We start from the raw sequence: 24,633 nt of genomic DNA, 5'->3' as shown, positions 1-24,633 counted from the left end.
GCGGCAGCGCCAGGCTGCCGCATAGTGCGACTTAGTGACGAACGCCGTCGTCGTCTTCATCCATGCCTTCGTCGTCTTCGTCGTCGCCTTCACCGTCCGGGTCTTCGAAATAGGTGCCCCAGCCGTCATATTCGACGTTAAATTTTTCCGCCAGATTCATCAGCTGCTCAACCTGCGCGTCGATAAGTTCCGGGTTCAGCGCGCACTCGCTCAGCGCGTCGCAGCAGATAACGGTTTCGCCGCCTTCTTCCAGCTCCAGCTCTTCCGGATCGGTGACTTCATAGCCCAATTTGAAGACTTCCACCGCCAGTTTCTCCAGCGTATCGAAATCGTCTGCCGAGAAGTGGTGTTCAATCGTGTACAGCGCGTCAGGATCGCTGCCATCTTCAAGCAGCTCTTCAATAATCAAACGCGTCTCTTCGCGCTGCTCTTCCAGTAATTCCGGGTTTGCCATGGCTCGTTCCTCAGTGTGTCGGCAGATACCTTCTATTTTCACACACCATCGGGAATGCCTCCACCTTTGACCGCAAAGTTTTAACACGAGGGGTTGCAAATGAATATTCATTCATATATGTTGAATTTTAATTCAATAAGTGGCGTAAGCCAGTGAGGGAAACATGTCCGCCTTGTACCAGAAGTCCTTGTTAAAACTGCTCGATTTTACGCCCGCCCAAATCCATTCATTACTGGCGCTGGCGGCGAAGCTTAAAAGCGATAAGAAAAACGGCGTTGAAGTTCAAAAACTTACCGGGAAAAATATTGCGCTCATCTTCGAAAAAGACTCAACCCGCACGCGATGCTCTTTCGAAGTTGCCGCATATGACCAGGGCGCGCGCGTCACTTATCTTGGCCCGAGCGGCAGCCAGATTGGGCATAAAGAATCAATTAAGGATACTGCCCGCGTGCTGGGCCGGATGTATGACGGCATTCAGTATCGCGGCTTTGGTCAGGAAATCGTCGAAACGCTGGCGCAGTTCGCTGGCGTGCCGGTGTGGAACGGCCTGACCGACGAGTTTCACCCGACCCAGCTGCTGGCGGATCTGCTGACCATGCAGGAGCATCTGCCGGGTAAAGCGCTCAGCGAGATGACGCTGGTCTACGCGGGCGACGCGCGCAACAACATGGGTAATTCGATGCTGGAAGCCGCCGCGCTGATGGGCCTGGATTTACGTCTTGTCGCGCCGCAGAGCTGCTGGCCTGCGCAGGAGCTGGTGACCGAGTGCCAGGCGCTCGCGAAAGAGACCGGCGGGCGTATCACCTTAACCGAAGATATCGCCGCGGGCGTGAAGGGCGCGGATTTCATCTATACCGACGTCTGGGTATCGATGGGCGAGGCTAAAGAGAAATGGGCGGAGCGTATCGCGCTGCTGCGGCCTTATCAGGTTAACAGCCAGATGCTGGCGCTCACCGGCAACCCGGACGTGAAATTCCTGCATTGTCTGCCGGCGTTCCATGACGATCAAACAACGCTTGGCAAACAGATGGCGCAGGAGCATGGCCTGAAAGGCGGCATGGAAGTGACCGACGAAGTGTTCGAATCCGCCCACAGTATCGTGTTCGATCAGGCGGAAAACCGGATGCATACGATTAAAGCGGTGATGGTGGCGACGCTGTCCGAGTAAGGCATCCGCGTTTTGGGTGGCGGAGAGGCCGCGATGGTGGGTGCGCTACGCTTACCCACCTCTGTAGCTCATTCCCTCTGTAACTCATTCCATCAACATCTTCACGACGGCTTTGCGCACCGGCGCGGGGCCGCCCACGGCGCACAGCGGTTTATGTACTTCGCCCGGCCAGAAAATCACGAAATCTCCCTCTTCCAGCACCACCGTCTTCTCCTGCGCGCCTTCGGGAAGGAAGGCAATATCTCTATCCGCCAGCCAGTCGGTGTCGGGTGCGCCCGGCGGCAGAGTGCTGAAGGTCATCCCTTCGCGGCCCGCCAGCACAATCTGAATATCCAGATAACGCGCATGATACTCGGCGCGGCGGTCCGCCAGCGGCTCGGTCGAGTCTTCAGAGAGCAGGAAAAACAGCCGGTTGCCATCCAGATCGTACTTACCAGGCGCTGTCTGTGCCGTTACCTGCTGCTTCACCTGCTCAATCGCCTCGCGGAACGGCGCAGGCAGCCAGGCACCCAACGCGTGAATATTACCGATAATCATTGTCAAACCCTCATATAAAACGCCGTTTCATTTTACGTGTTATACGAGCAATCGCGACGGCCCGCCACTGCTTTATGTAGGAAACCTGTTTTAGCGCATGGTTATCTCATCAGTCGTTACAGCCTTGTTATGGCTCGCCCGACGTTTATGCAGCTTTTATGCATAACCCCGGCAAATAGTATTCATAGAATCGTTATAACCCGTTGATTTAAAATCGTTTATTTGAAAAAAGGCGATGCGGTCACGTTTTGCTTTCACGACAAACAAGCGCGGCGGCGTCATATTTATTTATCTTATTTTCTCTTCTGCAAAATAAATCTCCACGGCAATTGCATAACCATCTTTTCAGAAAATAAAAAACCTTATTTATCAGTACATTAATGTTGAGCTTATTTATTAACCAAATACAACTCATTAACAACGCCGCATAAGCGCTGCATTTTCTGCGTAGCGATTCATATCCCCCGGCAAATTAATTAAACTTTCCATGAAATAAATCATCATTCCGTTGGAATAATGAATTCATCTGATTCGGCGTGATTTTCATCACAAAGTAAAAGCGGCACTCCATTACTATTTATTCCGAGTTCAATCTGCACGGTAACTGGTTATGCGAATACCTTATGCATAACGCCGCCGCTTTTATTCTGAAATCAGCCAAGGAATAAAATATGGAAAAGCATTACGTGGGATCGGAAATTGGTCAGTTACGCAGCGTCATGCTGCACCGACCTAATTTAAGCCTGAAACGACTGACGCCGTCTAATTGCCAGGAGTTACTTTTCGACGATGTATTATCCGTGGAACGCGCCGGTGAAGAGCACGATATTTTCGCCCGCACGCTGCGTGACCAGGGCGTGGAAGTATTATTACTGACGGATCTCCTCACCCGCACGCTGGATATTCCCGAAGCCAAAGCCTGGCTGCTGGAGACGCAGGTTTCCGAGTACCGCCTCGGCCCCTCTTTCGCCGCTGACGTGCGCGGCTGGCTCGCCGACTTACCGCATCGGGAGCTGGCGCGCCGCTTAAGCGGCGGCCTGACCTTCAGCGAAATCCCGGCCTCGATTCATAATATGGTGGTGGATACGCACGCTGCCAATGATTTTATTATGGAGCCGCTGCCGAATCATTTATTCACCCGCGATACCTCCTGCTGGATATATAACGGCGTATCGATTAACCCGATGGCTAAACAGGCCCGTCAGCGCGAGACTAATAATCTGCGGGCGATTTATCGCTGGCATCCGGCCTTCGCCGATGGCGAATTTATTAAATATTTTGGCGACCAGAATATTAATTATGACCATGCAACACTGGAGGGCGGCGATGTATTAGTGATTGGTCGCGGCGCGGTATTAATCGGCATGTCCGAGCGCACCACACCGCAGGGTGTGGAATTTCTGGCAGGCGCCCTCTTTAAACACCAGCAGGCAACGCGCGTCATTGCCGTCGAATTACCCAAACACCGCTCCTGTATGCATCTCGACACCGTGATGACGCATATCGATGTCGACATTTTCTCTGTCTACCCGGAAGTGGTGCGCCCCGACGTGAAGTGCTGGACCTTAACGCCGGACGGGCGCGGCGGTCTTGCGCGCCGCGAGGAGAAAAGTCTGGTGTACGCGCTGGAGCAGGCGCTCGGGGTCGATCGCATCACGCTTATCACGACCGGCGGCGACGCCTTCGAAGCCGAGCGCGAACAGTGGAACGACGCCAATAACGTACTGACCGTGCGTCCCGGCGTGGTGATTGGCTATGAGCGCAACATCTGGACGAACGAGAAATATGACAAAGCCGGCATCACCGTGCTGCCTATTCCCGGCGACGAGCTGGGCCGTGGACGCGGCGGCGCGCGCTGCATGAGTTGCCCGCTCGAACGCGATGGCATTTAAGGAGAACACCATGGAAATGAAACCTACGCTGGTGGTGGCACTTGGCGGCAACGCGCTGCTCAAACGCGGCGAACCGCTGGAAGCCGATATTCAGCGCCATAACGTCGAGCTTGCGGCGCGCACCATCGCGCAACTCACCCGCCAGTGGCGCGTGGTGCTGGTGCACGGCAACGGGCCGCAGGTCGGGCTGCTGGCGCTGCAAAACAGCGCCTACCAGAACGTTGCGCCCTATCCGCTCGATATTCTGGGCGCCGAAAGCCAGGGAATGATCGGCTATCTGCTGCAACAGTCGCTGAAAAACCTGCTGCCGGAGCGCGACGTCAGCGTGCTGCTGACCCAGGTGGCGGTGGACGACGCCGACCCGGCGTTTGCCAACCCGACCAAATACATCGGCCCGGTGTATGACAAAGCCCAGGCAGATCTGCTTGCCGCCGAAAAAGGCTGGACGATGAAAGCCGACGGCGCGTATTTCCGCCGCGTGGTGCCCTCGCCGCAGCCGCAGCGGATTGTCGAGAGCGACGCCATCGAGGCGCTTATCGCCCGCGATCATCTGGTTATCTGCAACGGCGGCGGCGGCGTGCCGGTGGTGGAGAAAGCCGACGGCTTCCACGGCGTCGAAGCCGTTATCGATAAAGACCTCTCAAGCGCCCTGCTGGCGCGCCAGCTTCACGCCGACGCGCTGCTGATCCTGACCGATGCCGACGCGGTGTACTACGACTGGGGCAAACCCACCCAGCGCCCGCTAACGCACGTCACGCCCGCGCAGCTTGCCGAACTGCGCTTCGACGCAGGCTCGATGGGGCCGAAAGTGGCGGCGTGCTGCGCCTTCGTCGAGCAGTGCGGCGGCATCGCCGGGATAGGCGCGCTGGGCGACGGCCCGGCGATACTCGCGGGCGACAAAGGCACCCTGATTCGCCAGTAAGTTTTCGCCCCTCCCCCAGCCGGGAGAGGGGCGCTCTCTTTGACACCACAAGGATCCCATCATGACTATCAATCTGAAAAACCGTAATTTCCTGAAACTGCTCGACTACACCCCGGCGGAGATCCAGTACCTCATTGATCTCGCTATAACGCTCAAAGCCGACAAAAAAGCCGGGCGCGAGAAGAAAACGCTGACTGGCAAAAACATCGCGCTGATTTTCGAAAAAACCTCCACCCGCACCCGCTGCGCATTTGAAGTGGGCGCGTTCGACCAGGGCGCGCAGGTCACCTATATCGGGCCGAGCGGTTCGCAGATAGGCCATAAGGAGTCGATGAAAGACACCGCGCGCGTGCTGGGCCGCATGTATGACGGCATCGAGTATCGCGGCTACGGGCAGGAGATTGTCGAGGAGCTCGGCGCATTCGCGGGCGTGCCGGTGTGGAACGGGCTGACCAACGAATTTCACCCGACCCAAATCCTGGCCGACCTGATGACCATGCTTGAACACGCGCCGGGCAAAACCTTGCGTGAGATCCGCTTCGCGTATCTCGGCGACGCGCGCAACAACATGGGCAACTCGCTGATGGTGGGTGCTGCGAAAATGGGCATGGAAATTCGCCTGGTGGCCCCGAAAGCCTTCTGGCCGGAAGCAGCGCTGGTCGAGCAGTGTCGCGCGATCGCCGCCGACACCGGCGCGCGCATTATTCTCACGGAGCATGTCGATGAAGGCGTGGACGGCGTCGATTTTCTCTATACCGACGTCTGGGTATCAATGGGCGAGCCGAAAGAGGCCTGGGCCGAACGCGTCGCGCTGATGAAGCCTTATCAAATCAATCAGGCCGTCATCAACGCGACCGGCAACCCGAACGTCAAATTTATGCACTGTCTGCCGGCATTTCATAACGAGCACACCACTGTCGGTCGCGACATCGAAGCCGCTTACGGCCTCAAAGGGCTGGAGGTGACGGATGAGGTGTTCGAATCGCTCTGCTCCATCGTGTTTGATGAGGCGGAAAACCGCATGCACACCATCAAAGCTGTGATGGTGGCGACGCTCGGCGAATAACCCCTGCGGGCGCGCCGCCCGCGCGCCCGCCGCTTCGGAGAGATATCATGCACAGGTTCAAATTTCCTTCCGCTTACACGATTTTATTTGTGCTTATCGCGCTGGTGGCGGCGCTGACCTGGGTGGTGCCCGCCGGGAAGTACCAGATGGCGATGAACGACACGCTCGGCAAAGAGGTGCCGGTCGCGGGCACTTACGCCCCCGTCGATGCGCACCCGCAGGGCATTACCGCCGTGCTGCTGGCACCGGTGGATGGCCTCTATAACCACGTCACCTACGCCGCAGGCGCTATCGACGTGGCGCTGTTTGTGCTGATCATCGGCGGCTTTCTTGGCGTGGTAAATAAAACCGGGGCCATCGACGCCGGGATCGAGCGCGTCACGGAGCGGTTGCGCGGTAAAGAAGAGTGGATGATCCCTATCCTGATGGCGCTGTTTGCCGCAGGTGGCACCATCTACGGCATGGCGGAAGAGTCGCTGCCGTTTTACACCCTGCTGGTGCCGGTGATGATGGCCGCGGGCTTCGACCCGCTGGTGGCCGCCGCCACCGTGCTGCTTGGCGCAGGCATCGGCACGCTCGGCTCCACCATCAACCCCTTCGCGACGGTGATCGCCGCCAACGCCGCAGGCATTCCGTTCACCAGCGGGATCGGACTGCGCGTGGCGCTGCTGGTGATAGGCTGGGTTATCTGCGTGCTGTGGGTGATGCGCTACGCCCGGCGCGTGCGCCAGGATCCGTCCTCGTCGCTCGTGGCGGATCTGATGGAGACCAACCGCGCGCATTTTCTCGGCAACCGCTCCGGCGACAGCATTCCGTTTACCGTCACGCGTAAAATTATTCTGGTGATTTTCGCCGCCTCGTTCGCAGTGATGATTTACGGCGTGGCGGTGCGCGGCTGGTGGATGGGCGAAATTTCCGGCGTGTTCCTCGCGGCCGCCATTATTACCGGCGTGGTGGCGCGCATGAGCGAAGAGGCCTTCACCAGCACCTTTATTGACGGCGCGCGGGACCTGCTCGGCGTGGCGCTGATTATCGGCATCGCGCGCGGCATCGTGGTGGTGATGGATAACGGCATGATCACGCACACCATTCTGCACAGCGCTGAAAACCTGGTGACCGGGCTCTCCACTACGGTCTTTATCACGGTGACCTACTGGCTCGAAGTGCTGCTCTCGTTCCTGGTACCGTCGTCATCGGGCCTCGCGGTGCTGACGATGCCCATCATGGCCCCGCTCGCCGATTTCGCCCACGTGGGCCGCGACCTGGTGGTTACCGCGTATCAGTCGGCCTCCGGCATCGTCAATCTCATCACGCCGACGTCAGCCGTGGTGATGGGCGGTCTTGCTATCGCCCGCGTGCCCTATGTGCGTTATCTGAAATGGGTAGCGCCGCTGATTCTGATCCTGACGGTGCTGAACATGGCCGTGCTCAGCCTCGGGGCGCTGTTTTAGCCATTCATGGCGTCGCGGCGCTGTCAATCACGGACGTCGCGCCACATGAAACGCCTCCCATTTCTGTAAAAGCCCGCGTGTCATCAGGCTATTGTGGTTCCCCCGGAGGCGGGCCGGGAAAACAATATCGTTTTTCTTCAACTTTCATCAACGTAAGGAGTGACGGTCCATGAAGGATTACGGTGATTATTCCGGGAAAGAGCAGCAGCAGATGGCGGTGTGCCAGCGGCTTATCAGTAATAAAACCTACTGCTCTCAGGAGGAGATCCGGCGCGATATGCAGCGCCACGGGTTTGACAATATCAGCCAGTCCTCGGTCTCACGCCTGCTGAAACTGCTTGGCGTGATTAAAATTCGCAACGCCAAAGGACAAAAAATTTATTCCCTGAATCCGCTGTTACAGCCAGCCCCCGACGCGGCGCGCTCTATCTCGGAAATGGTGGTGAGCGTCGAACATAACAGCGAGTTTATCCTTGTCCATACGGTGGCGGGTTATGGCCGCGCGGTCGCGAAAGTGCTGGATTATCACGCCCTGCCGGAGATCCTGGGCGTGGTGGCAGGCAGCAGTATCGTCTGGATAGCGCCCCGCGACGTAAAGCGCACCGCGCTGGTGCATAAACGCATTAATTATTTACTCAGAATGCATTAATATTCACAGCAATCGATTCCTGGCGACAAAGCGTGCATTTCCTGCTTGTCAGCAAACCGCACATGCGTATAATGCCGGGCAATTTGCCGGAGGGAAGCATGGTCCAGTGTGTTCGACAATTTGTCTTACCGCGTCGTCAGAAAGCTGACGGCCAGGCCGTTGCTCTTTCCGTTCCAGAATTACTGATAAAAGCCCCTCAATGAGGGGCTTTTTTTTGTCCAGCGTTTGTCCGCCGGCCTGAAGAGGAGACAGAAATGGCTAATCCGCTTTATCAAAAACACATTATTTCCATCAACGATCTCAGCCGCACCGAGCTTGAGCTGGTGCTGGAAACGGCGGCGAAGCTCAAGGCGAACCCGCAGCCGGAGCTTTTGAAGCATAAAGTGATCGCCAGCTGCTTCTTTGAGGCTTCGACCCGCACCCGCCTGTCGTTTGAAACCTCCATGCACCGCCTGGGCGCGGCGGTGGTCGGTTTCTCCGACAGCAGCAACACCTCGCTTGGCAAAAAAGGCGAAACGCTGGCGGACACCATTTCGGTTATCAGCACCTATGTCGATGCCATTGTGATGCGCCACCCGCAGGAGGGCGCGGCGCGTCTCGCTACCGAGTTTTCCGGCGGCGTGCCGGTGCTGAACGCGGGCGATGGCGCTAACCAGCATCCGACGCAGACGCTGCTCGATCTCTTCACCATCCAGGAGACCCAGGGGCGGCTTGAGAATCTCACCATCGCGATGGTGGGCGACCTCAAATATGGCCGCACGGTGCATTCGCTGGCCCAGGCGCTGGCGAAATTCAACGGCAACCGCTTCTGCTTTATCGCCCCGGATGCGCTGGCGATGCCGCAATACATCCTCGATATGCTCGATGAAAAAGGCATCGCCTGGAGCCAGCACGGTGCGATTGAAGACGTGGTGCAGGAGGTGGATATCCTCTACATGACCCGCGTGCAGAAAGAGCGCCTCGACCCGTCGGAATATGCCAACGTGAAGGCCCAGTTTGTGCTGCGCGCCGCCGACCTCCAGGGCGCGCGCGCCAACATGAAAGTGCTGCACCCGCTGCCGCGCATCGATGAAATTACCACCGACGTGGATAAAACGCCGCACGCCTGGTATTTCCAGCAGGCGGGCAACGGCATCTTTGCCCGTCAGGCGCTGCTGGCGCTGGTACTGAATCGCGATTTAGCTCTGTAAGGAGAAGCCCATGACCCATGACAATAAACTTCAGGTAGAAGCCATTCGCCGCGGCACGGTGATTGACCATATTCCGGCGCAGGTCGGCTTCAAGCTGCTTTCCCTGTTTAAGCTTACCGAAACGGATCAGCGCATCACCATCGGCCTGAACCTGCCCTCCGGCGAGATGGGCCGTAAAGATTTAATTAAAATCGAAAACACCTTCCTGACCGACGAGCAGGTGAACCAGCTCGCGCTCTACGCGCCGCAGGCGACGGTGAACCGCATCGACGATTACGAAGTGGTGGGCAAGAGCAAACCGAGCCTGCCGGACCGCATCGAGAACGTGCTGGTCTGCCCGAACGGCAACTGCATCAGCCGCATCGAGCCGGTGTCGTCGAGCTTCGCGGTAAAAACCCGCGGCGAGGCGGTGCAACTGAAGTGCAAATATTGCGAGAAAGAGTTCGCCCGTCACGTCGTGCTGGCGGATTAATTGTGGCTGGCAAAGGCTTTACGGCTCCCTATAATGAGCGGGAGCCTTACCGCTGTTAACTTCAGGAGAAATTATGTCCCGCACTATCGCCACGGAAAATGCACCCGCCGCTATCGGCCCTTACGTTCAGGCCGTCGATCTGGGCAACATGGTTATCACCTCCGGGCAGATCCCGGTGGATCCGAAATCCGGCAGCGTGCCGGACGACATCGCCGCCCAGGCGCGCCAGTCGCTCGATAACGTGAAAGCGATTATCGAAGCCGCAGGCCTGAAAGTCGGCGATATCGTGAAAACCACGGTATTCGTCAAAGATCTGAACGACTTCGCCACGGTTAACGCCACCTACGAAGCGTTTTTCACCGAGCATAACGCCACCTTCCCGGCGCGCTCCTGCGTGGAAGTCGCCCGTCTGCCGAAAGACGTGAAAATCGAAATCGAAGCGATCGCGGTTCGTCGCTAAGCGTCGCTCCCGTGAAAAGAAAAAGCACCGCTCGCGGTGCTTTTTTTATGGGCTCAGCGCGCCGTTTTCTTTGGCTTCGCCAGCGTCTGACGCTGATGGCTGACCGGCGTGTGTTTAGTTAACGCCGGCTGGGTTTTGCGATACTGGCGTTTCGCCGCGCGCATCTCCTCTATCGTCGGCGCAGGCACCAGACAGTCGCGACGTCCGCCTATCAGATGCTTTTTGCCCATCGCTTCCAGCGCCTCGCGAATGATCGGCCAGTTGGCCGGATCGTGATAGCGCAGCAGCGCTTTATGCAGGCGGCGCTGGCGATCGCCTCTCGGCACCACCACATCCTCACTCTTGTAGCCGATTTTCCCGAGCGGGTTTTTACCGGTGTAATACATCGTGGTCGAGTTGGCGAGCGGCGACGGGTAGAAGTTCTGCACCTGGTCGAGCCGGAAGCGACGCTGTTTGAGCCACAGCGCCAGGTTCACCATATCTTCGTCGCGCGTACCGGGGTGCGCGGAGATAAAATACGGGATCAGATACTGCTCTTTGCCCGCCTGTTTCGAGTAGGTGTCAAAGAGTTCTTTAAAGCGGTCATAGCTGCCCATGCCCGGCTTCATCATTTTCGACAGCGGCCCCTCTTCGGTATGCTCCGGCGCTATCTTGAGATAACCGCCGACGTGGTGTGTCGCCAGCTCTTTGATATAGCGCGGATCTTCCACCGCCAGATCGTAACGCACGCCGGAGGCGATCAGGATCTTCTTGATGCCTTTCAGATCGCGCGCGCGGCGATACAGGTTGATCGTCGGCGTATGATCGGTATCCATATGCGGACAGATATCCGGGTAGACGCACGACAGGCGGCGGCAGGTCTGCTCGGCGCGCGGCGAGGTGCAGCGCAGCATATACATATTGGCCGTCGGCCCGCCGAGATCGGAAATGACACCGGTAAACCCCGGCACCGCGTCGCGGATCGCCTCTATCTCATTAATGATGGAGTCTTCCGAGCGGCTCTGAATGATGCGCCCTTCGTGCTCGGTAATGGAACAGAACGAACAGCCGCCAAAGCAGCCGCGCATGATATTCACCGAAAAGCGGATCATCTCATACGCCGGGATGCGCTTTTTGCCGTAGGCCGGGTGCGGCACACGCTGGTACGGCAGCGCGAACACGCTGTCCATCTCTTCGGTCGAGAGCGGAATCGCGGGCGGGTTGATCCAGATATAGCGGTCGCCGTGCTTTTGCATCAGCGCACGCGCGCAGCCGGGGTTGGTTTCGTGGTGCAGAATACGCGAGGCGTGCGCGTACAGCACTTTGTCGCCCTTCACTTTTTCATAAGACGGCAGCAGCACGTAGGTTTTCTCCCACGGCTTCGGGCGCGGCGGCTGTACGGTGACGGTTTTCGCCGCCGGTTTCTCCGGTGTGTTGCCATTGGCGCAGGGCAGATCCTCGCCGTAAGGATGCGGAATAGGATCGATACGTCCCGGCGTGTCAAGACGCGTGGAGTCAACGCCCGCCCAGCCCGGCAGCGCTTCTTTAAGCATAATCGCCGTATTACGCACGTCGCGGATCGCACTGACCGGCTCGCCCATCGCCAGACGATGCGCCACTTCCACCAGCGGGCGCTCGCCGTTGCCGAAAATCAGCATGTCGGCTTTGGAATCCACCAGCACCGAGCGGCGCACGGTATCTGACCAGTAGTCATAATGCGCGGTGCGGCGCAGGCTCGCTTCAATACCGCCCAGGATAACCGGCACATCGCGCCAGGCCTCTTTGCAACGCTGGGTATACACCAGCGTAGCGCGATCCGGGCGTTTCCCCGCTTCGTTATCCGGCGTGTAGGCGTCGTCGTGGCGCAGTTTGCGATCCGCCGTGTAGCGGTTGATCATCGAATCCATATTCCCGGCCGTCACGCCGAAAAACAGATTCGGTTTGCCAAGCCGCATGAAATCCTCTTTGGTATTCCAGTCCGGCTGGGCAATGATCCCGACGCGAAAACCCTGCGCCTCAAGCATACGGCCACAAATGGCCATACCGAAGCTCGGATGATCAACATAGGCGTCGCCGGTGACGAGAATAATATCGCAGCTGTCCCAGCCGAGCTGGTCCATCTCCTCGCGCGACATGGGTAAAAAGGGCGCAGGCCCGAAACAGGCGGCCCAGTACTGGGGCCAGGAGAACAGATCGCGATCCGGCTGGATCAGGCTCAGGGAACTCATAGTGCTTCCGGAAAAATGGCAAAAAATCGACAAAGGGCGGCGATTATACGTCCGGAAGTGACAAAAAAAGAAGGGATATTCTGCGGAAAAAAGCATCACGCCCGATCCCGCAGAAAGAGGCGGTTATTTGCGGTGCCAGTAGGCCGCGGCGCGCATCAGCTGCGGGTTAACGCGCCCTTCAAACGGCTCGCTTAACTGCTTAACGGCTTTGCCTTCGCCGGTAATCCACAGATAGTAATCCTCCTGCGGCACCGTCAGCGCGGCCAGTTTTTCGGCGACCGCCTGGGTGTCATGGCCGATAACCCACTGAATAGTAAAGTTTTCTAGGTGCGCCAGGTAGCCCTTCAGCGAGTCGTCGGCAATGGTCACGACGGCCTCGACATGTACCGGGTTCGGCTGCGCGCGAAGCGCCTCGAGACGGCGGCGCAGCGCCGGCATGCCGGACTCATCGCACACGTAAAGCTGCCAGGCGTAACCTTCCGGCACCACCAGCGAGCCACGCGGCCCGCCGATACAGAGCGTGTCGCCAGGCGCTGCCGCCACGGCCCAGTCGCTCGCCACGCCGGACGCATGCACGTAGAAATCGAGCGTCAGCTGCTGGCGCGCCTCGTCAAAGAGCGGCGTATAGTCACGCGACGGCGGGCGCACGTCGCCTGCCCAGACGATGCCCTCATCCGTCACCTCAGGCGGCACAAACGGCGCGCCATCCTGCGGGAAGAACACTTTGATATGGTCGTCGAAGCCACGGGATGTAAAGCCCGCGAGCGCGTCGCCGCCGAGAACGACGCGCTGGAACCCGCTGACGCGCTTGCTCTCAAGGACGGTAAGTTCGCGAAAGTGCAGCGCGTTACGCACGCGCTGCGGAAACTGGGTTGTCTGATTCATTATCAACCTGCCAACGTAAACGGTAAATTCGATATATCTAAATAGTCGTAAATGATAATGATTGCCAACAACGGAAATGGCAAGCATTTTTTAGATATCCAGACTAAGAATCGCACAGCGCGCCAAATACACAAAATAGGTATATTAATATCAGTAATTTATTTTTTTATCTTTCCTTTTTAAGACGTGCGCCATTAAAAAAGATATAGTTAAGATATATCTGTTTTTACCGGAGACTTTGCCATGCGTTCAGACGACAATCACGCCCCTCATTCCCGCCGCGAGAGCCGCCACGGTCATGACGGCCACCGCCGTCCGCGTTTTTTCGGCAACGGCGAGCTGCGCCTGGTGATGCTGGATATCCTGTGCGGCGGCGCAAGCCACGGTTATGAGCTCATCAAAGCCATCGAAACGCTCACCGCTGGCCACTATGCGCCAAGCCCCGGCGTGGTCTACCCGACGCTCGATGCGCTGGAGGCGCAGGGGTTTATCGCGCTGCATGAAGAGGAAAATGGCCGCAAGAAAATAGCGATCACCGACGCGGGCCGCGCGTGGCTTCAGGAGAACCGCGAGGCGCTGGCGCATATTCAGACGCGCATGCGGGCGCGCGCCATCGGCCATCAGCTACGTAAAGATCCGCAGATGAAACGGGCGCTCGACAATATGAAAGCGGTGCTGGATTTAAAAGTGAATCAGGCGCAAATCAGCCCGGAGACATTAAAGCAGATTATCGGGATTATCGACCGCGCGGCGCTGGAGATTTCGCAGCTCGATTAAGAGAAACGGCGGTGGCAGGCCACCGCCGTCAGGGCATCAGGCGCTGAGACGGAACACTTTAACCATCTCTTTTAAGTTATGCGCCTGATCGTTAAGCGAAGACGCCGCCGCCACGGACTCCTCCACCAGCGCGGAGTTCTGCTGCGTGGTGGTGTCAATCATGCCGATGGCGCTGTTGATCTGCGAAATGCCGTCGGTCTGTTCGCGGCTCGCCTGGGCGATTTCGCGAAGAATGGCGTCCATATCGCTGACGTTCGTCACCATGCCGTTCAGCAGGCCGCTCGCCTTCTCGACCAGCTCCATCCCTTCCCGCGTCTGGCCGGTCGAATCCTCGATCAGCGCGCGGATTTCGCTCGCCGACGAGGCGCTCTTTTGCGCGAGCTGACGCACTTCGCCTGCCACCACGGCGAAACCGCGTCCGTGTTCGCCCGCGCGCGCCGCTTCCACGGCGGCGTTGAGCGCCAGAATGTTGGTCTGGAACGCGATAGCGTCAATCAGGTTGATGATGTCTGACATCCGATCCGACGTGCCGCGAATGACGCGCATTTTATCGGTCACCTGCTGCATCATCTCGCCGTTGCGCTTCACCACGCTCGCCGCATCGGATGAGAGCCGCGTCGCTTCGCTGGTGTTATCGGCGGTGTTTTTCACGGTTGAAGTGATCTGCTCCATCGAGGCGGCGGTCTGCTCTACAGAGCTTGCCTGCTCTTCCGTACGCGCCGCCAGATCCTGGTTGCCCGCGACAATCTGCGACGCGGCGCTGGAGATGCTCTCGGCGCTGAACTGCACCTCCTGCACAATCGCCTGTAAACGCTGCTTCATGTCCATCAGCGCATGCAGCAACACGCCCGTTTCATCGCGACTCTTCACCTCAACCGAATGGGTCAGATCGCCTTCGGCAATCGCGCCGGCAAAACGCACCGCCTGACCGAGCGGGCGCGTAATCGCACGCACGATAAGCCAACCCATCAGCGAGCCCAGCCCCACGCACAGCAGCGTCAGGCAGATAAGCATGGCGCGGTTGCTGCGAAAATCGCTCGCGACCGTCACGCCCGCCGCGCGCATATGGTTATCCTGAATTTTAATCAGCGCCTGCACCCGCGATTTGTACTCTTCCTGGAGTTGCAGCGTGGTGGACATCATCTCCTCCATCGCCGCGTTGCGGTCATTGCGCTTCACCGCGTCAAGAATGCGAAAGCGCGAGGCCAGATATTGCTTACGCACATCGGCTATCTGCGCCAGTGCCTGACGGGAGGCGTCGTCGGTCAGCGTATTATTCAGATCCGTCAGCAGCGCGCTGATGCGCCCGCTAATTGCGCTGAGTTGCGCCTGCGACTGCTGCGTCCAGCGCTGATCCTCGTCCATCAGCATTAATTGCTGCGTGCTGACGAAGCTCTGGAAATTCTCAATAAGCTGATTAGCTTTAACGGTAGTGGGATAATCCTTAACCACAATCTGCTGAATATTATTATTCGCCTGGCTAAGACTGCCGAGCGATAAACTGGCGCTGATAAGTAGAAGAACAATAAAGAAAGCAAAAGCGAAAATAAGCTTGGTGCGGATTTTAATATCGCGCATGGACATATTCACTCCGTTGAACGGGTTATTTAGCGCTGGCGAAACGGAAATCGCAGCAATGGATAACGCGATCCACCGAACCTTCATGGATCGACAGAGGACGTTATCGTCAGGCCGTTTTGTAACTTTATGACTTTGATCGTTTTTCTCTTTTATAAACCCCAAAAACAATAGCCATTAACTATTAATAAGCGGCGATTGATCGGCCAAATGTGCGCCAGATCACTTAATTGCGCAATTAATTACAAACGTCCCGTGACGCTTTTTTTAAAGGGTTCAGGAAGATGGGAAAACGCTTTGAAAATCAGGGGTTAAATTAAAAACATTTATTTAATTTATTGTTAACAATAAGGCAACAACGTAAGGCGCGGCAAAAAGCGCACAAAAAGCCAAATCTAACCTGAGGATAATTATCAAAAAAGGCGACATTGCGCCGCCTTTAACCGCGAGAAATTAATGCAGTACCGTCACGGCATCCTGCAAACGACCGGCGCGGTGTTTGACCATCGAGGAGACCTGCGCGCTCTCTTCCACCAGCGCGGCGTTCTTACGGGTGATAGCGTCCAGTTCCGCGACGGCGCGGGTGAGATCGGACAGCCCGTCGGCCTGTTCCGTGGTCGCCTGGCTTATCTGACCGATTAAGCGCGTAACGTTCTCCACCTGATTGACGATATCCTGCATGGTGCGGCCCGCTTCATGCACCTGCACCGTGCCGGACTCCACTTTGCTGGCACTGGCGTCGATAAGCTTGCGAATATCATTGGCCGCGCTGGCGCTGCGGTTCGCGAGATGGCGCACTTCGCCCGCAACCACCGCAAAGCCTTTGCCCTGCTCGCCCGCGCGCGCCGCTTCCACGGCGGCGTTGAGCGCCAGGATGTTGGTCTGAAACGCGATATCGTTAATCAGCGCGGTGATGGAGCCGATGCGCTGGGTGCTGTCGGCAATTTCATCCATCGTGTTGACCACGGTTTCCATCGTCTGCCCGCCGAGACGCGCCGCATCGCTCGCCTCGCTGGAGAGCTTATCCGCCGCCGCCGCGGTGGCGGAGTTGTTCTGCACCGACGCCGCCATCTGGTTCATGGTGGTCACCGTCTGCTGTACGTTGACGACAGTCTGGCGGGTACGCTCGTTAAGATCCTCATTGCCGCGCGCCAGAGTTTCACTGCCGGTGCGCACGTTGCTGACCTGGCCTGACACGTCATTCATCAGCCAGCGGCACATCAGCCCAAGCTGGCCAATCGCGCGTAGCGTCAGGCCGACTTCATCGATGCGGTTAAGGTGATCAATGCTTTGCGACTCGCCGGTGGCGATACGCAGGGCCTGTCGCGCGACGTCCTCGACCGGGCGGACAATTTGCCACTCCAGCGCCGCGCCGCCGATAAGCAGCATCACCGCCGCCGACAGCACCGGTGCCAGCAGCGGCGTGCCGGTACAGGCCATCACTGCGGTCCAGGCGATAAACAGCGCGGCCATCACCCCGCGTAGCCGCCAGCGCAGCGGCAGCGCGGGCAGTTTGCCCCATAAACCGTTACGCAGCGCCAGGCCTTTAAACAGTCGACGCGGCTTGCGGCCTTCGCGCAACGCCTTATAAAGCGGCTCCACCGCCGCTATCTCCTGGGCGCTGGCTTTGGTGCGAATCGACATATAGCCGGTGATTTTGCCGCCACGCACCATCGGGGCGACGTTAGCGCGCACCCAGTAATGATCGCCGTTTTTGCAGCGGTTTTTCACGATCCCGGTCCAGGGCTCGCCCTGTTTCAGCGTGTACCACATATCGGCGAACGCGGCTTTCGGCATATCCGGGTGGCGCACCATGTTGTGCGGGCTGCCGGTCAGCTCCTGGATTGAATAGCCGCTGACTTCGACGAAATCATCATTCGCGTGCGTGATATAACTTTGCAGATCGGTGGTGGACATGAGCGTGGTGTCGTTAGCGAGCGCAACGTCGCGCTGGGTAACAAACGGGGGAGAAGACATAACGGCGTCCTTAGGCAGGTTATCCAATTGTTACTCTTTTTTCTGCTTTGTTATGTCGGCGATATATAAATTATCTTTAGCTGTTAAATTCGATTCAGCTCGCAATTTGCGCATTGGCCCGTTATTTTTTTATAACCGCCGCCGATAATTTATATCCGCAATAATACCTCCAGGTGAGTAGTTCGGTTTTTTATTATTCCAGTGTCTCAAGCGCGATATCGTTATGCGCCAGGATGCAGCGGTTACGGCCGCTGTTTTTCCCGAAATACATGGCTTTATCGGCGCGACCGATCGCCTCGTGCAACGTCTCCTCTGGCAATACGCAGGTGAGCCCGCCGGTCGCGGTCACGCGTAGCGTGTCGCCATTCACGGTCAACGGCTGCTGGCGCAGGCTGTCGCAAAAGCGCACGCCCGCCCGCGCGGCGGCCTGCGACGTCTGCGCCTCCAGTAGCGCGATAAACTCTTCGCCGCCGAAGCGATAGACCCGCTCGCCCGTCTGCGCGGCCATTTTCAGGCGCTGCGCGACCTGACGTAAGACGTCATCGCCTGCGTTATGCCCGAGCGTATCGTTCACCATTTTGAAGCGGTCAATATCAATGATGAGCAGCCACAGCGCGCGTTCATTGGCGCGGGTATGCAGGAAGGCGAAATCTTCATACAGCAGGTGGCGCAGCGGCAGGCCGGTAAGCGCGTCATGGAGGTTGCGCAGCGAAATCAGCTGCTGGCGATAGTCATCAATGCTTGCCACAAACTGCTGCTGGGCGGCGTGGTAGGCATATAATGTCGTGGAGTTAACCTGTTTATCGGCAATCGCCTGAATTAATACCCGGGCGGTGTCGTGCATCGTTTTATGGGTTTCGCGAATCGCCTCAATAAAGCGTGCGTAGCGAAAGGTGATATTCGCGCGCGCCGTTATCCACTGGCAGAACCGGCAATAACGGTGTGATTGTGAATCATTAAATTCGTTGTCTGGTTCGCTGCCTAATAATGCCAGCTCTAAAAATTTACCCGTCCATTCATAATGTAATTTAACGGCCTGATTTAATTCTTTTAATGATAAATCGATCTGTTCTAAATCCATGCTGACCTCATAAAACCCTTATCGCCGGAGCCTCGGGAAAAGCTACAGCCTAATGAAGGTCCTGAAAAACGTCCTGGCGATAAATCAGTAAATGGCGAAACAGCGCCTGAGAGAGATATTTTCCAGGAATTATATACAGAAACACACCGGGCGAAATATCCGCTCATGGCCGCGCGCGATAACCGCGCGCGGCTGCCCCATCGTGGTGCAACACGATATCAGACCGCCTGTGACGCGCGCGACAGCGGCAGCACGAAGCCCCGCAAAGGTTTTTTAAGAATGATTTCATGCCGCGCTCCCCGGCGCTTCGCAGCGGTTTATCCCGATTTTCATGCCTCACGCCGATGTGGCGCAAAGGCTGCAATACTTATTATCGGTATCATGTGATACGCGATCCAAAGGGGCACATTTTGAACAGGTTACCTAACAGCGCCTCGGCTCTTGCCTGTACCGCGCACGCACTGAATCTCATCGAAAAGCGCACGCTGACGCATGAGGAGATGAAAGCACTTAACCGGGAGGTCCACGACTACTTCCAGCAGCATGTAAACCCAGGGTTCTTAGAGTATCGAAAATCAGCCACCGCTGGCGGGGATTACGGAGCCGTAGAGTGGCAGGCGGGAGGTCTTAATACGCTTGTCGACACTCAGGGACAGGAGTTCCTCGATTGCCTGGGTGGGTTTGGCATTTTTAACGTGGGGCACCGTAATCCAGTTGTTGTATCCGCCGTAGAGAATCAGCTCGCCAAGCAACCTCTGCACAGCCAGGAGCTGCTCGATCCGCTAAGAGCCATGCTCGCCAAAACCCTCGCCGCGCTGACGCCCGGCAAACTCAAATACAGCTTCTTCTGCAACAGCGGAACGGAATCGGTCGAGGCGGCCATTAAGCTCGCCAAAGCGTATCAGTCGCCGCGCGGTAAATTTACCTTTGTGGCCGCAAGCGGCGCCTTCCACGGCAAATCGCTCGGCGCGCTCTCCGCCACCGCCAAAGCGGCGTTTCGCAAACCGTTTATGCCGCTGCTGCCGGGCTTTCGCCACGTGCCTTTCGGCAATATCGACGCGCTGCGCGAGCTGCTTGGCGAGTGCAAAAAGACCGGCGATGACGTCGCGGCGGTTATCCTGGAGCCGATTCAGGGCGAAGGCGGCGTGATCCTGCCGCCGCCGGGCTATCTGCCTGCGGTGCGCAAGCTGTGCGACGAGTATGGCGCGCTGCTGATCCTCGATGAAGTGCAGACCGGCATGGGCCGCACCGGCAAGATGTTCGCCTGCGAGCATGAAAATGTGCAGCCGGACATTCTGTGTCTCGCCAAAGCGCTCGGCGGCGGCGTAATGCCGATTGGCGCGACGGTGGCGACCGAAGAGGTGTTCTCGGTGCTGTTCGATAACCCGTTCCTGCACACCACCACGTTTGGCGGCAACCCGCTCGCCTGCGCGGCGGCGCTCGCCACCATCCATGTGCTGCTGGAAGAAAATCTGCCCGCCCAGGCGGAGCAGAAAGGCGACATGCTGCTGGACGGCTTCCGCCAGCTCGGGCGTGAATACCCGCAGCTGGTACAGGAGGCGCGCGGTAAAGGCATGCTGATGGCGATTGAGTTTGTCGATAACGAAACCGGCTACCGCTTCGCGAGCGAAATGTTCCGCCAGCGCGTGCTGGTGGCGGGCACGCTCAATAATGCCAAAACCATTCGTATCGAGCCGCCGCTGACGCTGACCATTGAGCAGTGCGAACAGGTGCTCGCCGCCGCCCGCACGGCGCTGGAGACGCTCAGCACCGCACGTCAGGACGCGGCTGTCGCCACCGAAAGCTAACCCTCAGGCACGCGCCTTCGCTCCTCTGTGGCGAAGGCGCGACGCCTTTTTCCACGCCCCTGAAGTTTGATTGCCATCACAATCAGCAGATTGTCTCTTTCCCTTTTCGCCGTCGATCGCTTAATCATTAACTCATCCGACCACATAACAATTATTTTACACTGGATGAGTGCAATCATGAGCTATCCGTCGCTGTTCGCCCCGCTCGATCTCGGCTTCACCACGCTTAAAAACCGCGTCCTGATGGGCTCCATGCATACGGGGCTTGAAGAGCATCCGGACGGCGCGCAGCGGCTCGCGGCGTTTTACGCCGAGCGCGCCCGTCATGGCGTGGCGCTGATCGTCACCGGCGGCGTGGCGCCTTCGGCTTCCGGCGTGGCGCTCCAGGGCGGCGCGGTGCTCGACGACGCCAGCCATCTGCCCCATCACCGCATCATTACCGACGCGGTGCATCGCGAAGGCGGCAAAATCGCGCTGCAAATCCTGCACACCGGGCGCTACAGCTTCCAGCCGCGCCCCGTCGCGCCCTCGCCGCTACAGGCGCCGATCAACCGCTTCACGCCCCATGAACTGACCCATGATGAGATCCTCACACTGATTGAGGATTTCGCGCGGTGCGCGTCGCTGGCGCGCGAGGCCGGTTACGACGGCGTGGAGATCATGGGCTCGGAAGGCTACCTGATAAACCAGTTTCTGGCGGCGCGGACCAATCAGCGCGAGGACGAATGGGGCGGCGATTACGCGCGCCGGATGCGCTTTGCCGTCGAAGTGGTGCGCGCGGTGCGCGAGCGCGTGGGTCAGGACTTCATCATTATTTACCGCCTGTCGATGCTGGACCTGGTGGAAGGCGGCTCGACCTTCGCCGAAACCGTCCAGCTCGCGAAAGCCGTCGAGGCGGCAGGCGCGACGCTGCTCAATACCGGTATCGGCTGGCACGAGGCGCGTATTCCGACCATCGCCACCCCGGTGCCGCGCGGCGCGTTTACCTGGGTGACGCGCAAGCTTCGCGGGGAGACCCGCCTGCCGCTGGTGACGACCAACCGCATTAACGATCCGCACGTCGCCGAGGCCATCCTGGCGGCGGGCGATGCCGATATGGTGTCGATGGCGCGCCCGTTCCTGGCCGACGCCGAACTGCTCTCCAAAGCCGCCAGCGGGCGCGAGGCGGAGATTAACACCTGCATCGGCTGCAACCAGGCGTGCCTCGATCAGATTTTCGCCGGCAAAGTGACCTCGTGCCTGGTGAACCCGCGCGCCTGCCATGAAACGGAAATGATCGCGACGCCAGCCTCGACGCCGAAACGGCTGGCGGTGGTGGGCGCAGGCCCGGCGGGCCTCGCGTTCGCGGTGAACGCCGCACAGCGCGGCCATCAGGTGACGCTGTTTGACGCGCAGGGGGACATTGGCGGGCAGTTTAATATCGCGAAGCAGATCCCCGGCAAAGAGGAGTTTTACGAGACGCTGCGCTATTTTCGCCGGATGCTGGAGGTGACCGGGGTGACGCTGCGGCTAAACGAGTGGGTCACGCCCGACGCGCTGGCGGATTTCGATGAAGTGGCGCTGGCGACGGGCATTGTGCCGCGCGTGCCGCAGATAGAGGGCATCGATCATCCGAAGGTGCTGACCTATCTCGATGTGCTGCGCGATAAAACCCCGGTGGGCCAGCGCGTGGCGATTATCGGCTGTGGCGGCATCGGTTTTGATACCGCGATGTATCTGAGCCAGCCGGGGGAAGCCACCAGCCAGAATATCGCCGAGTTTTGCGTCGAATGGGGCATCGATACCAGCCTCAATGCGCCGGGCGGTCTGCGCCCGGAAGGACCGGTGTTGCCGAAAAGTCCGCGCCAGATAGTGATGTTGCAGCGCCGGGCGGGCAAACCCGGCGACGGCCTCGGTAAGACTACCGGCTGGATCCATCGCGCGACACTGCTGGCGCGCGGCGTGAAGATGCTTGCAGCGGTGAGTTATGAGCGTATCGACGAGCGCGGGTTGCATATCAGGGTCAACGGCGAGCCGCAGTTGCTGGAGGTGGATAACGTGATTATCTGCGCCGGTCAGGAGCCGCAGCAGGCGCTGGCAGCCCCGCTGCGCGCGGCGGGCAAACCGGTGCATCTGATAGGCGGCTGCGATGTGGCGCTGGAGCTTGACGCCCGCCGCGCTATCGCGCAGGGCACCGCGCTGGCGCTGGCGATATAACTCGCGCCGTCACCGGTCTGAACAGCGGCGGGTGCGCTACGTTTACCCGCCCTACACCCAATGTGAGTCTCAATGTTGTAGGGTGCCCACCTTTTTACGCGGGCGACGCTTCTTTGCGGTGAAGCCGCGCTCTTACCGGCTCTTACGCAGCTTCACCGCTTTCAACACTACAAACTTATTGTTGGTCGCGATGGTGGTGCAATTGCCGAAAATCTTCTTCAGCTTGCGGAAATAGTCGAGATGGCGGTTGCCGACGATACGCAGCTCGCCGCCCCATTTCAGGCAGCGGCGAGCGTCCTGGAACATCTGCCAGGCGATATGATCGGTGATGGCGTGCTGCTGATGAAACGGCGGGTTGCAGAGCACCGCGTGAAAGCTTTCCGGCTCGACGCCCGTCAGCGCGTTATTGACCTGGAAATCGCAGCGCGCGAGCGCATCTGGCAGGTTAGTTTCAACATTCAGACGGCTTGAGGCGACCGCCATATAGGACTCATCGACAAAGCGCACCCGCGCCTGCGGGTTTTGCGCCAGCAGCGTCAGGCCGATAACGCCGTTGCCGCAGCCGAGATCCACCATCTCGCCTTCCACCGCCTCCGGCAGATGCTGCATAAAAAAGCGCGCGCCGATATCCAGACTCGCGCGGGAAAACACGCTGGCGTGGTTATGAATCGTCCACGGCGTGCCGTCGAGTTTCCAGCTTAAGGTCTCGGGCGCATCGTCAGGCGCCGGCGCGCTGAACGCGCAATGGATGAGACGCGCCTTTTTCCAGGCAAGCGTCGTCGTGGTCGGCCCTAAGATTTTCTCGAACAGCGCAAGCGTCGAGTTATGAATATCGCGTGCTTTGCCGCCTGCGATAATGCGCGTTTGCGGCGTCGCGACCGCACGCAGCGCGCGCAGCTGCTGCTCAAGTAACGCGAGCTGTTTAGGAATTTTAATGAGCACCAGATCCGGCGAGGCGGGCAGCGGGCTCAGGCTGTCCTGCATCGTCACCTGCGATTCGTCGATATCATTCAGACGCAGGTTATGACGCGTGGCCTGATGGGCGATAAAGGAGTCGTTAATGCTGACCGGGCGGGTATCCGCGAGCGCGCAGGCGAGCGCGCCGAAGCTGTCGTTGAAAATCAGCACCGGGCCGCCAGGCTGTTCGACCTGTTGCAGCAGGTAGTCGTCCGCCGCGTCCCAGGCCTGCAGCGGCGTCTCTTCCGGCATTGGCGGAAAACGCTGCAGCGTCAGTGTTTGATTGAGTAACTCCACCTGGCTCATCGGCCCTCCCGAATGGTAAAATCCGCGCGTTTTATCCCTTAATTACACCCCTGAGTAAACCTTTTTTTCACCCGCTGAGGCTGTGATGACCACACTGACGTATCTCCAGGGCTACCCGGAATCACTGCTTGCCCAGGTGCGCACGCTGATTGACCAGAATCGCCTCGGCGAGGTGCTGGAAAAGCGCTACCCTGACAAGCATTTGATTACCACCGATAAAGCGCTGTACGACTACGTGCAGGGGCTGAAAAACCGCTATCTGCGCAGCGCCCCGCCGCTGAATAAGGTGGCGTATGACAACAAAATCCACGTGATGAAACACGCGCTTGGGCTGCATACCGCTATCTCGCGCGTGCAGGGCGGAAAGCTGAAAGCGAAGGCGGAAATCCGCGTCGCCACGGTGTTTCGCCAGGCGCCGGAGGATTTCCTGCGGATGATCGTGGTGCATGAGCTGGCGCATATAAAAGAGAAAGAGCATAACAAAGCCTTTTATCAGCTTTGCTGCCATATGGAGCCGCAGTATCATCAGCTCGAATTCGACACCCGCCTGTGGCTGACCCAGCTGGCGCTCACGCAACGCGACGGGCAGACGCCGTAACC

General features: G+C 58.4%; 21 protein-coding genes. 13 read left to right on the top strand and 8 right to left on the bottom strand.

The window, feature by feature from the left end:
• Positions 1 to 31: 31 nt before the first annotated feature.
• A complete protein-coding gene (rraB, locus tag AFK67_RS02635) occupies positions 32 to 454 on the bottom strand; it encodes a ribonuclease E inhibitor RraB (protein WP_007718329.1) in 423 nt (140 codons plus the stop codon).
• A gap of 163 nt (positions 455 to 617) precedes the next feature.
• On the opposite strand from rraB, the gene argF (AFK67_RS02630) reads away from it, so the two are divergent.
• Positions 618 to 1,622, top strand: coding sequence for an ornithine carbamoyltransferase (gene argF / locus AFK67_RS02630; protein WP_032966942.1), 1,005 nt, complete (start codon positions 618 to 620; stop codon positions 1,620 to 1,622).
• 84 nt (positions 1,623 to 1,706) lie between these two features.
• Here the strand turns inward: argF (AFK67_RS02630) and AFK67_RS02625 are convergent, their stop codons facing one another.
• A complete protein-coding gene (locus AFK67_RS02625; RefSeq protein WP_038884878.1) occupies positions 1,707 to 2,159 on the bottom strand; it encodes a NanQ anomerase/TabA/YiaL family protein in 453 nt (150 codons plus the stop codon).
• 671 nt (positions 2,160 to 2,830) lie between these two features.
• Between AFK67_RS02625 and arcA the strand changes: the two genes are divergently transcribed.
• The 8 genes from arcA (at position 2,831) to ridA (ending at position 10,261) form a co-directional block, all read left to right on the top strand.
• The gene (gene arcA / locus AFK67_RS02620) at positions 2,831 to 4,051 is read left to right on the top strand and encodes an arginine deiminase (protein ID WP_007718336.1); all 1,221 of its coding nucleotides are present in this window, start codon (positions 2,831 to 2,833) and stop codon (positions 4,049 to 4,051) included.
• Between the two features lie 10 nt (positions 4,052 to 4,061).
• On the top strand, positions 4,062 to 4,973 hold the full coding sequence (gene arcC / locus AFK67_RS02615) for a carbamate kinase (protein ID WP_007718338.1): 912 nt from the start codon (positions 4,062 to 4,064) through the stop codon (positions 4,971 to 4,973).
• 61 nt (positions 4,974 to 5,034) lie between these two features.
• A complete protein-coding gene (argF, locus tag AFK67_RS02610) occupies positions 5,035 to 6,039 on the top strand; it encodes an ornithine carbamoyltransferase (RefSeq protein ID WP_007718340.1) in 1,005 nt (334 codons plus the stop codon).
• Between the two features lie 47 nt (positions 6,040 to 6,086).
• Complete coding sequence (locus tag AFK67_RS02605) at positions 6,087 to 7,490, top strand: YfcC family protein (RefSeq protein ID WP_038875051.1); 1,404 nt, start codon at positions 6,087 to 6,089, stop codon at positions 7,488 to 7,490.
• Positions 7,491 to 7,659: 169 nt separating this feature from the next.
• A complete protein-coding gene (locus AFK67_RS02600; RefSeq protein WP_007754987.1) occupies positions 7,660 to 8,139 on the top strand; it encodes an arginine repressor in 480 nt (159 codons plus the stop codon).
• A gap of 254 nt (positions 8,140 to 8,393) precedes the next feature.
• A complete protein-coding gene (gene pyrB, locus AFK67_RS02595; RefSeq protein WP_007718346.1) occupies positions 8,394 to 9,329 on the top strand; it encodes an aspartate carbamoyltransferase in 936 nt (311 codons plus the stop codon).
• A gap of 10 nt (positions 9,330 to 9,339) precedes the next feature.
• Positions 9,340 to 9,801 (top strand): aspartate carbamoyltransferase regulatory subunit, encoded by a 462-nt coding sequence (gene pyrI, locus AFK67_RS02590; protein ID WP_007718347.1) that lies wholly within the window; start codon positions 9,340 to 9,342, stop codon positions 9,799 to 9,801.
• 73 nt (positions 9,802 to 9,874) lie between these two features.
• Positions 9,875 to 10,261: a 2-iminobutanoate/2-iminopropanoate deaminase gene (ridA, locus tag AFK67_RS02585; protein WP_004388683.1), complete on the top strand. Its 387-nt coding sequence runs from the start codon at positions 9,875 to 9,877 to the stop codon at positions 10,259 to 10,261.
• 53 nt (positions 10,262 to 10,314) lie between these two features.
• On the opposite strand, the gene AFK67_RS02580 is transcribed toward ridA, so the two are convergent.
• Positions 10,315 to 12,468, bottom strand: a complete 2,154-nt coding sequence (locus AFK67_RS02580) for a YgiQ family radical SAM protein (RefSeq protein WP_007718350.1) — start codon at positions 12,466 to 12,468, stop codon at positions 10,315 to 10,317.
• A 123-nt stretch (positions 12,469 to 12,591) separates the two neighbouring features.
• Positions 12,592 to 13,353, bottom strand: a complete 762-nt coding sequence (locus tag AFK67_RS02575; RefSeq protein WP_038884881.1) for a siderophore-interacting protein — start codon at positions 13,351 to 13,353, stop codon at positions 12,592 to 12,594.
• Positions 13,354 to 13,596: 243 nt separating this feature from the next.
• Here AFK67_RS02575 and AFK67_RS02570 point away from each other — a divergent pair, with 243 nt between their 5' ends.
• Positions 13,597 to 14,130, top strand: a complete 534-nt coding sequence (locus AFK67_RS02570) for a PadR family transcriptional regulator (protein WP_007718352.1) — start codon at positions 13,597 to 13,599, stop codon at positions 14,128 to 14,130.
• A 36-nt stretch (positions 14,131 to 14,166) separates the two neighbouring features.
• On the opposite strand, the gene AFK67_RS02565 is transcribed toward AFK67_RS02570, so the two are convergent.
• The 3 genes from AFK67_RS02565 to AFK67_RS02555 all read right to left on the bottom strand — a co-directional run bounded on the left by AFK67_RS02565 (position 14,167) and on the right by AFK67_RS02555 (position 18,766).
• A complete protein-coding gene (locus AFK67_RS02565) occupies positions 14,167 to 15,714 on the bottom strand; it encodes a methyl-accepting chemotaxis protein (RefSeq protein WP_007718353.1) in 1,548 nt (515 codons plus the stop codon).
• A gap of 447 nt (positions 15,715 to 16,161) precedes the next feature.
• Entirely contained in the window at positions 16,162 to 17,685 is a 1,524-nt protein-coding gene (locus tag AFK67_RS02560; protein ID WP_007718354.1) for a methyl-accepting chemotaxis protein, read from the bottom strand.
• A 193-nt stretch (positions 17,686 to 17,878) separates the two neighbouring features.
• On the bottom strand, positions 17,879 to 18,766 hold the full coding sequence (locus tag AFK67_RS02555; protein WP_007718356.1) for a diguanylate cyclase: 888 nt from the start codon (positions 18,764 to 18,766) through the stop codon (positions 17,879 to 17,881).
• 410 nt (positions 18,767 to 19,176) lie between these two features.
• Here AFK67_RS02555 and ygjG point away from each other — a divergent pair, with 410 nt between their 5' ends.
• The gene (ygjG, locus tag AFK67_RS02550) at positions 19,177 to 20,574 is read left to right on the top strand and encodes a putrescine aminotransferase (protein WP_071602795.1); all 1,398 of its coding nucleotides are present in this window, start codon (positions 19,177 to 19,179) and stop codon (positions 20,572 to 20,574) included.
• Positions 20,575 to 20,751: 177 nt separating this feature from the next.
• The gene (locus AFK67_RS02540; RefSeq protein ID WP_038884885.1) at positions 20,752 to 22,770 is read left to right on the top strand and encodes an NADPH-dependent 2,4-dienoyl-CoA reductase; all 2,019 of its coding nucleotides are present in this window, start codon (positions 20,752 to 20,754) and stop codon (positions 22,768 to 22,770) included.
• A gap of 132 nt (positions 22,771 to 22,902) precedes the next feature.
• Here the strand turns inward: AFK67_RS02540 and rlmG are convergent, their stop codons facing one another.
• Positions 22,903 to 24,033, bottom strand: coding sequence for a 23S rRNA (guanine(1835)-N(2))-methyltransferase RlmG (rlmG, locus tag AFK67_RS02535; RefSeq protein ID WP_007718367.1), 1,131 nt, complete (start codon positions 24,031 to 24,033; stop codon positions 22,903 to 22,905).
• An 85-nt stretch (positions 24,034 to 24,118) separates the two neighbouring features.
• Here rlmG and AFK67_RS02530 point away from each other — a divergent pair, with 85 nt between their 5' ends.
• Entirely contained in the window at positions 24,119 to 24,631 is a 513-nt protein-coding gene (locus AFK67_RS02530) for a M48 metallopeptidase family protein (RefSeq protein ID WP_007718370.1), read from the top strand.
• Positions 24,632 to 24,633 lie beyond the last annotated feature (2 nt).

Source organism: Cronobacter dublinensis subsp. dublinensis LMG 23823, assembly GCF_001277235.1.
Taxonomy (GTDB): domain Bacteria; phylum Pseudomonadota; class Gammaproteobacteria; order Enterobacterales; family Enterobacteriaceae; genus Cronobacter; species Cronobacter dublinensis.
The sequence above is the reverse complement of the archived record's forward strand: the minus strand, read 5'-3'. Positions and strand labels throughout refer to the sequence as shown.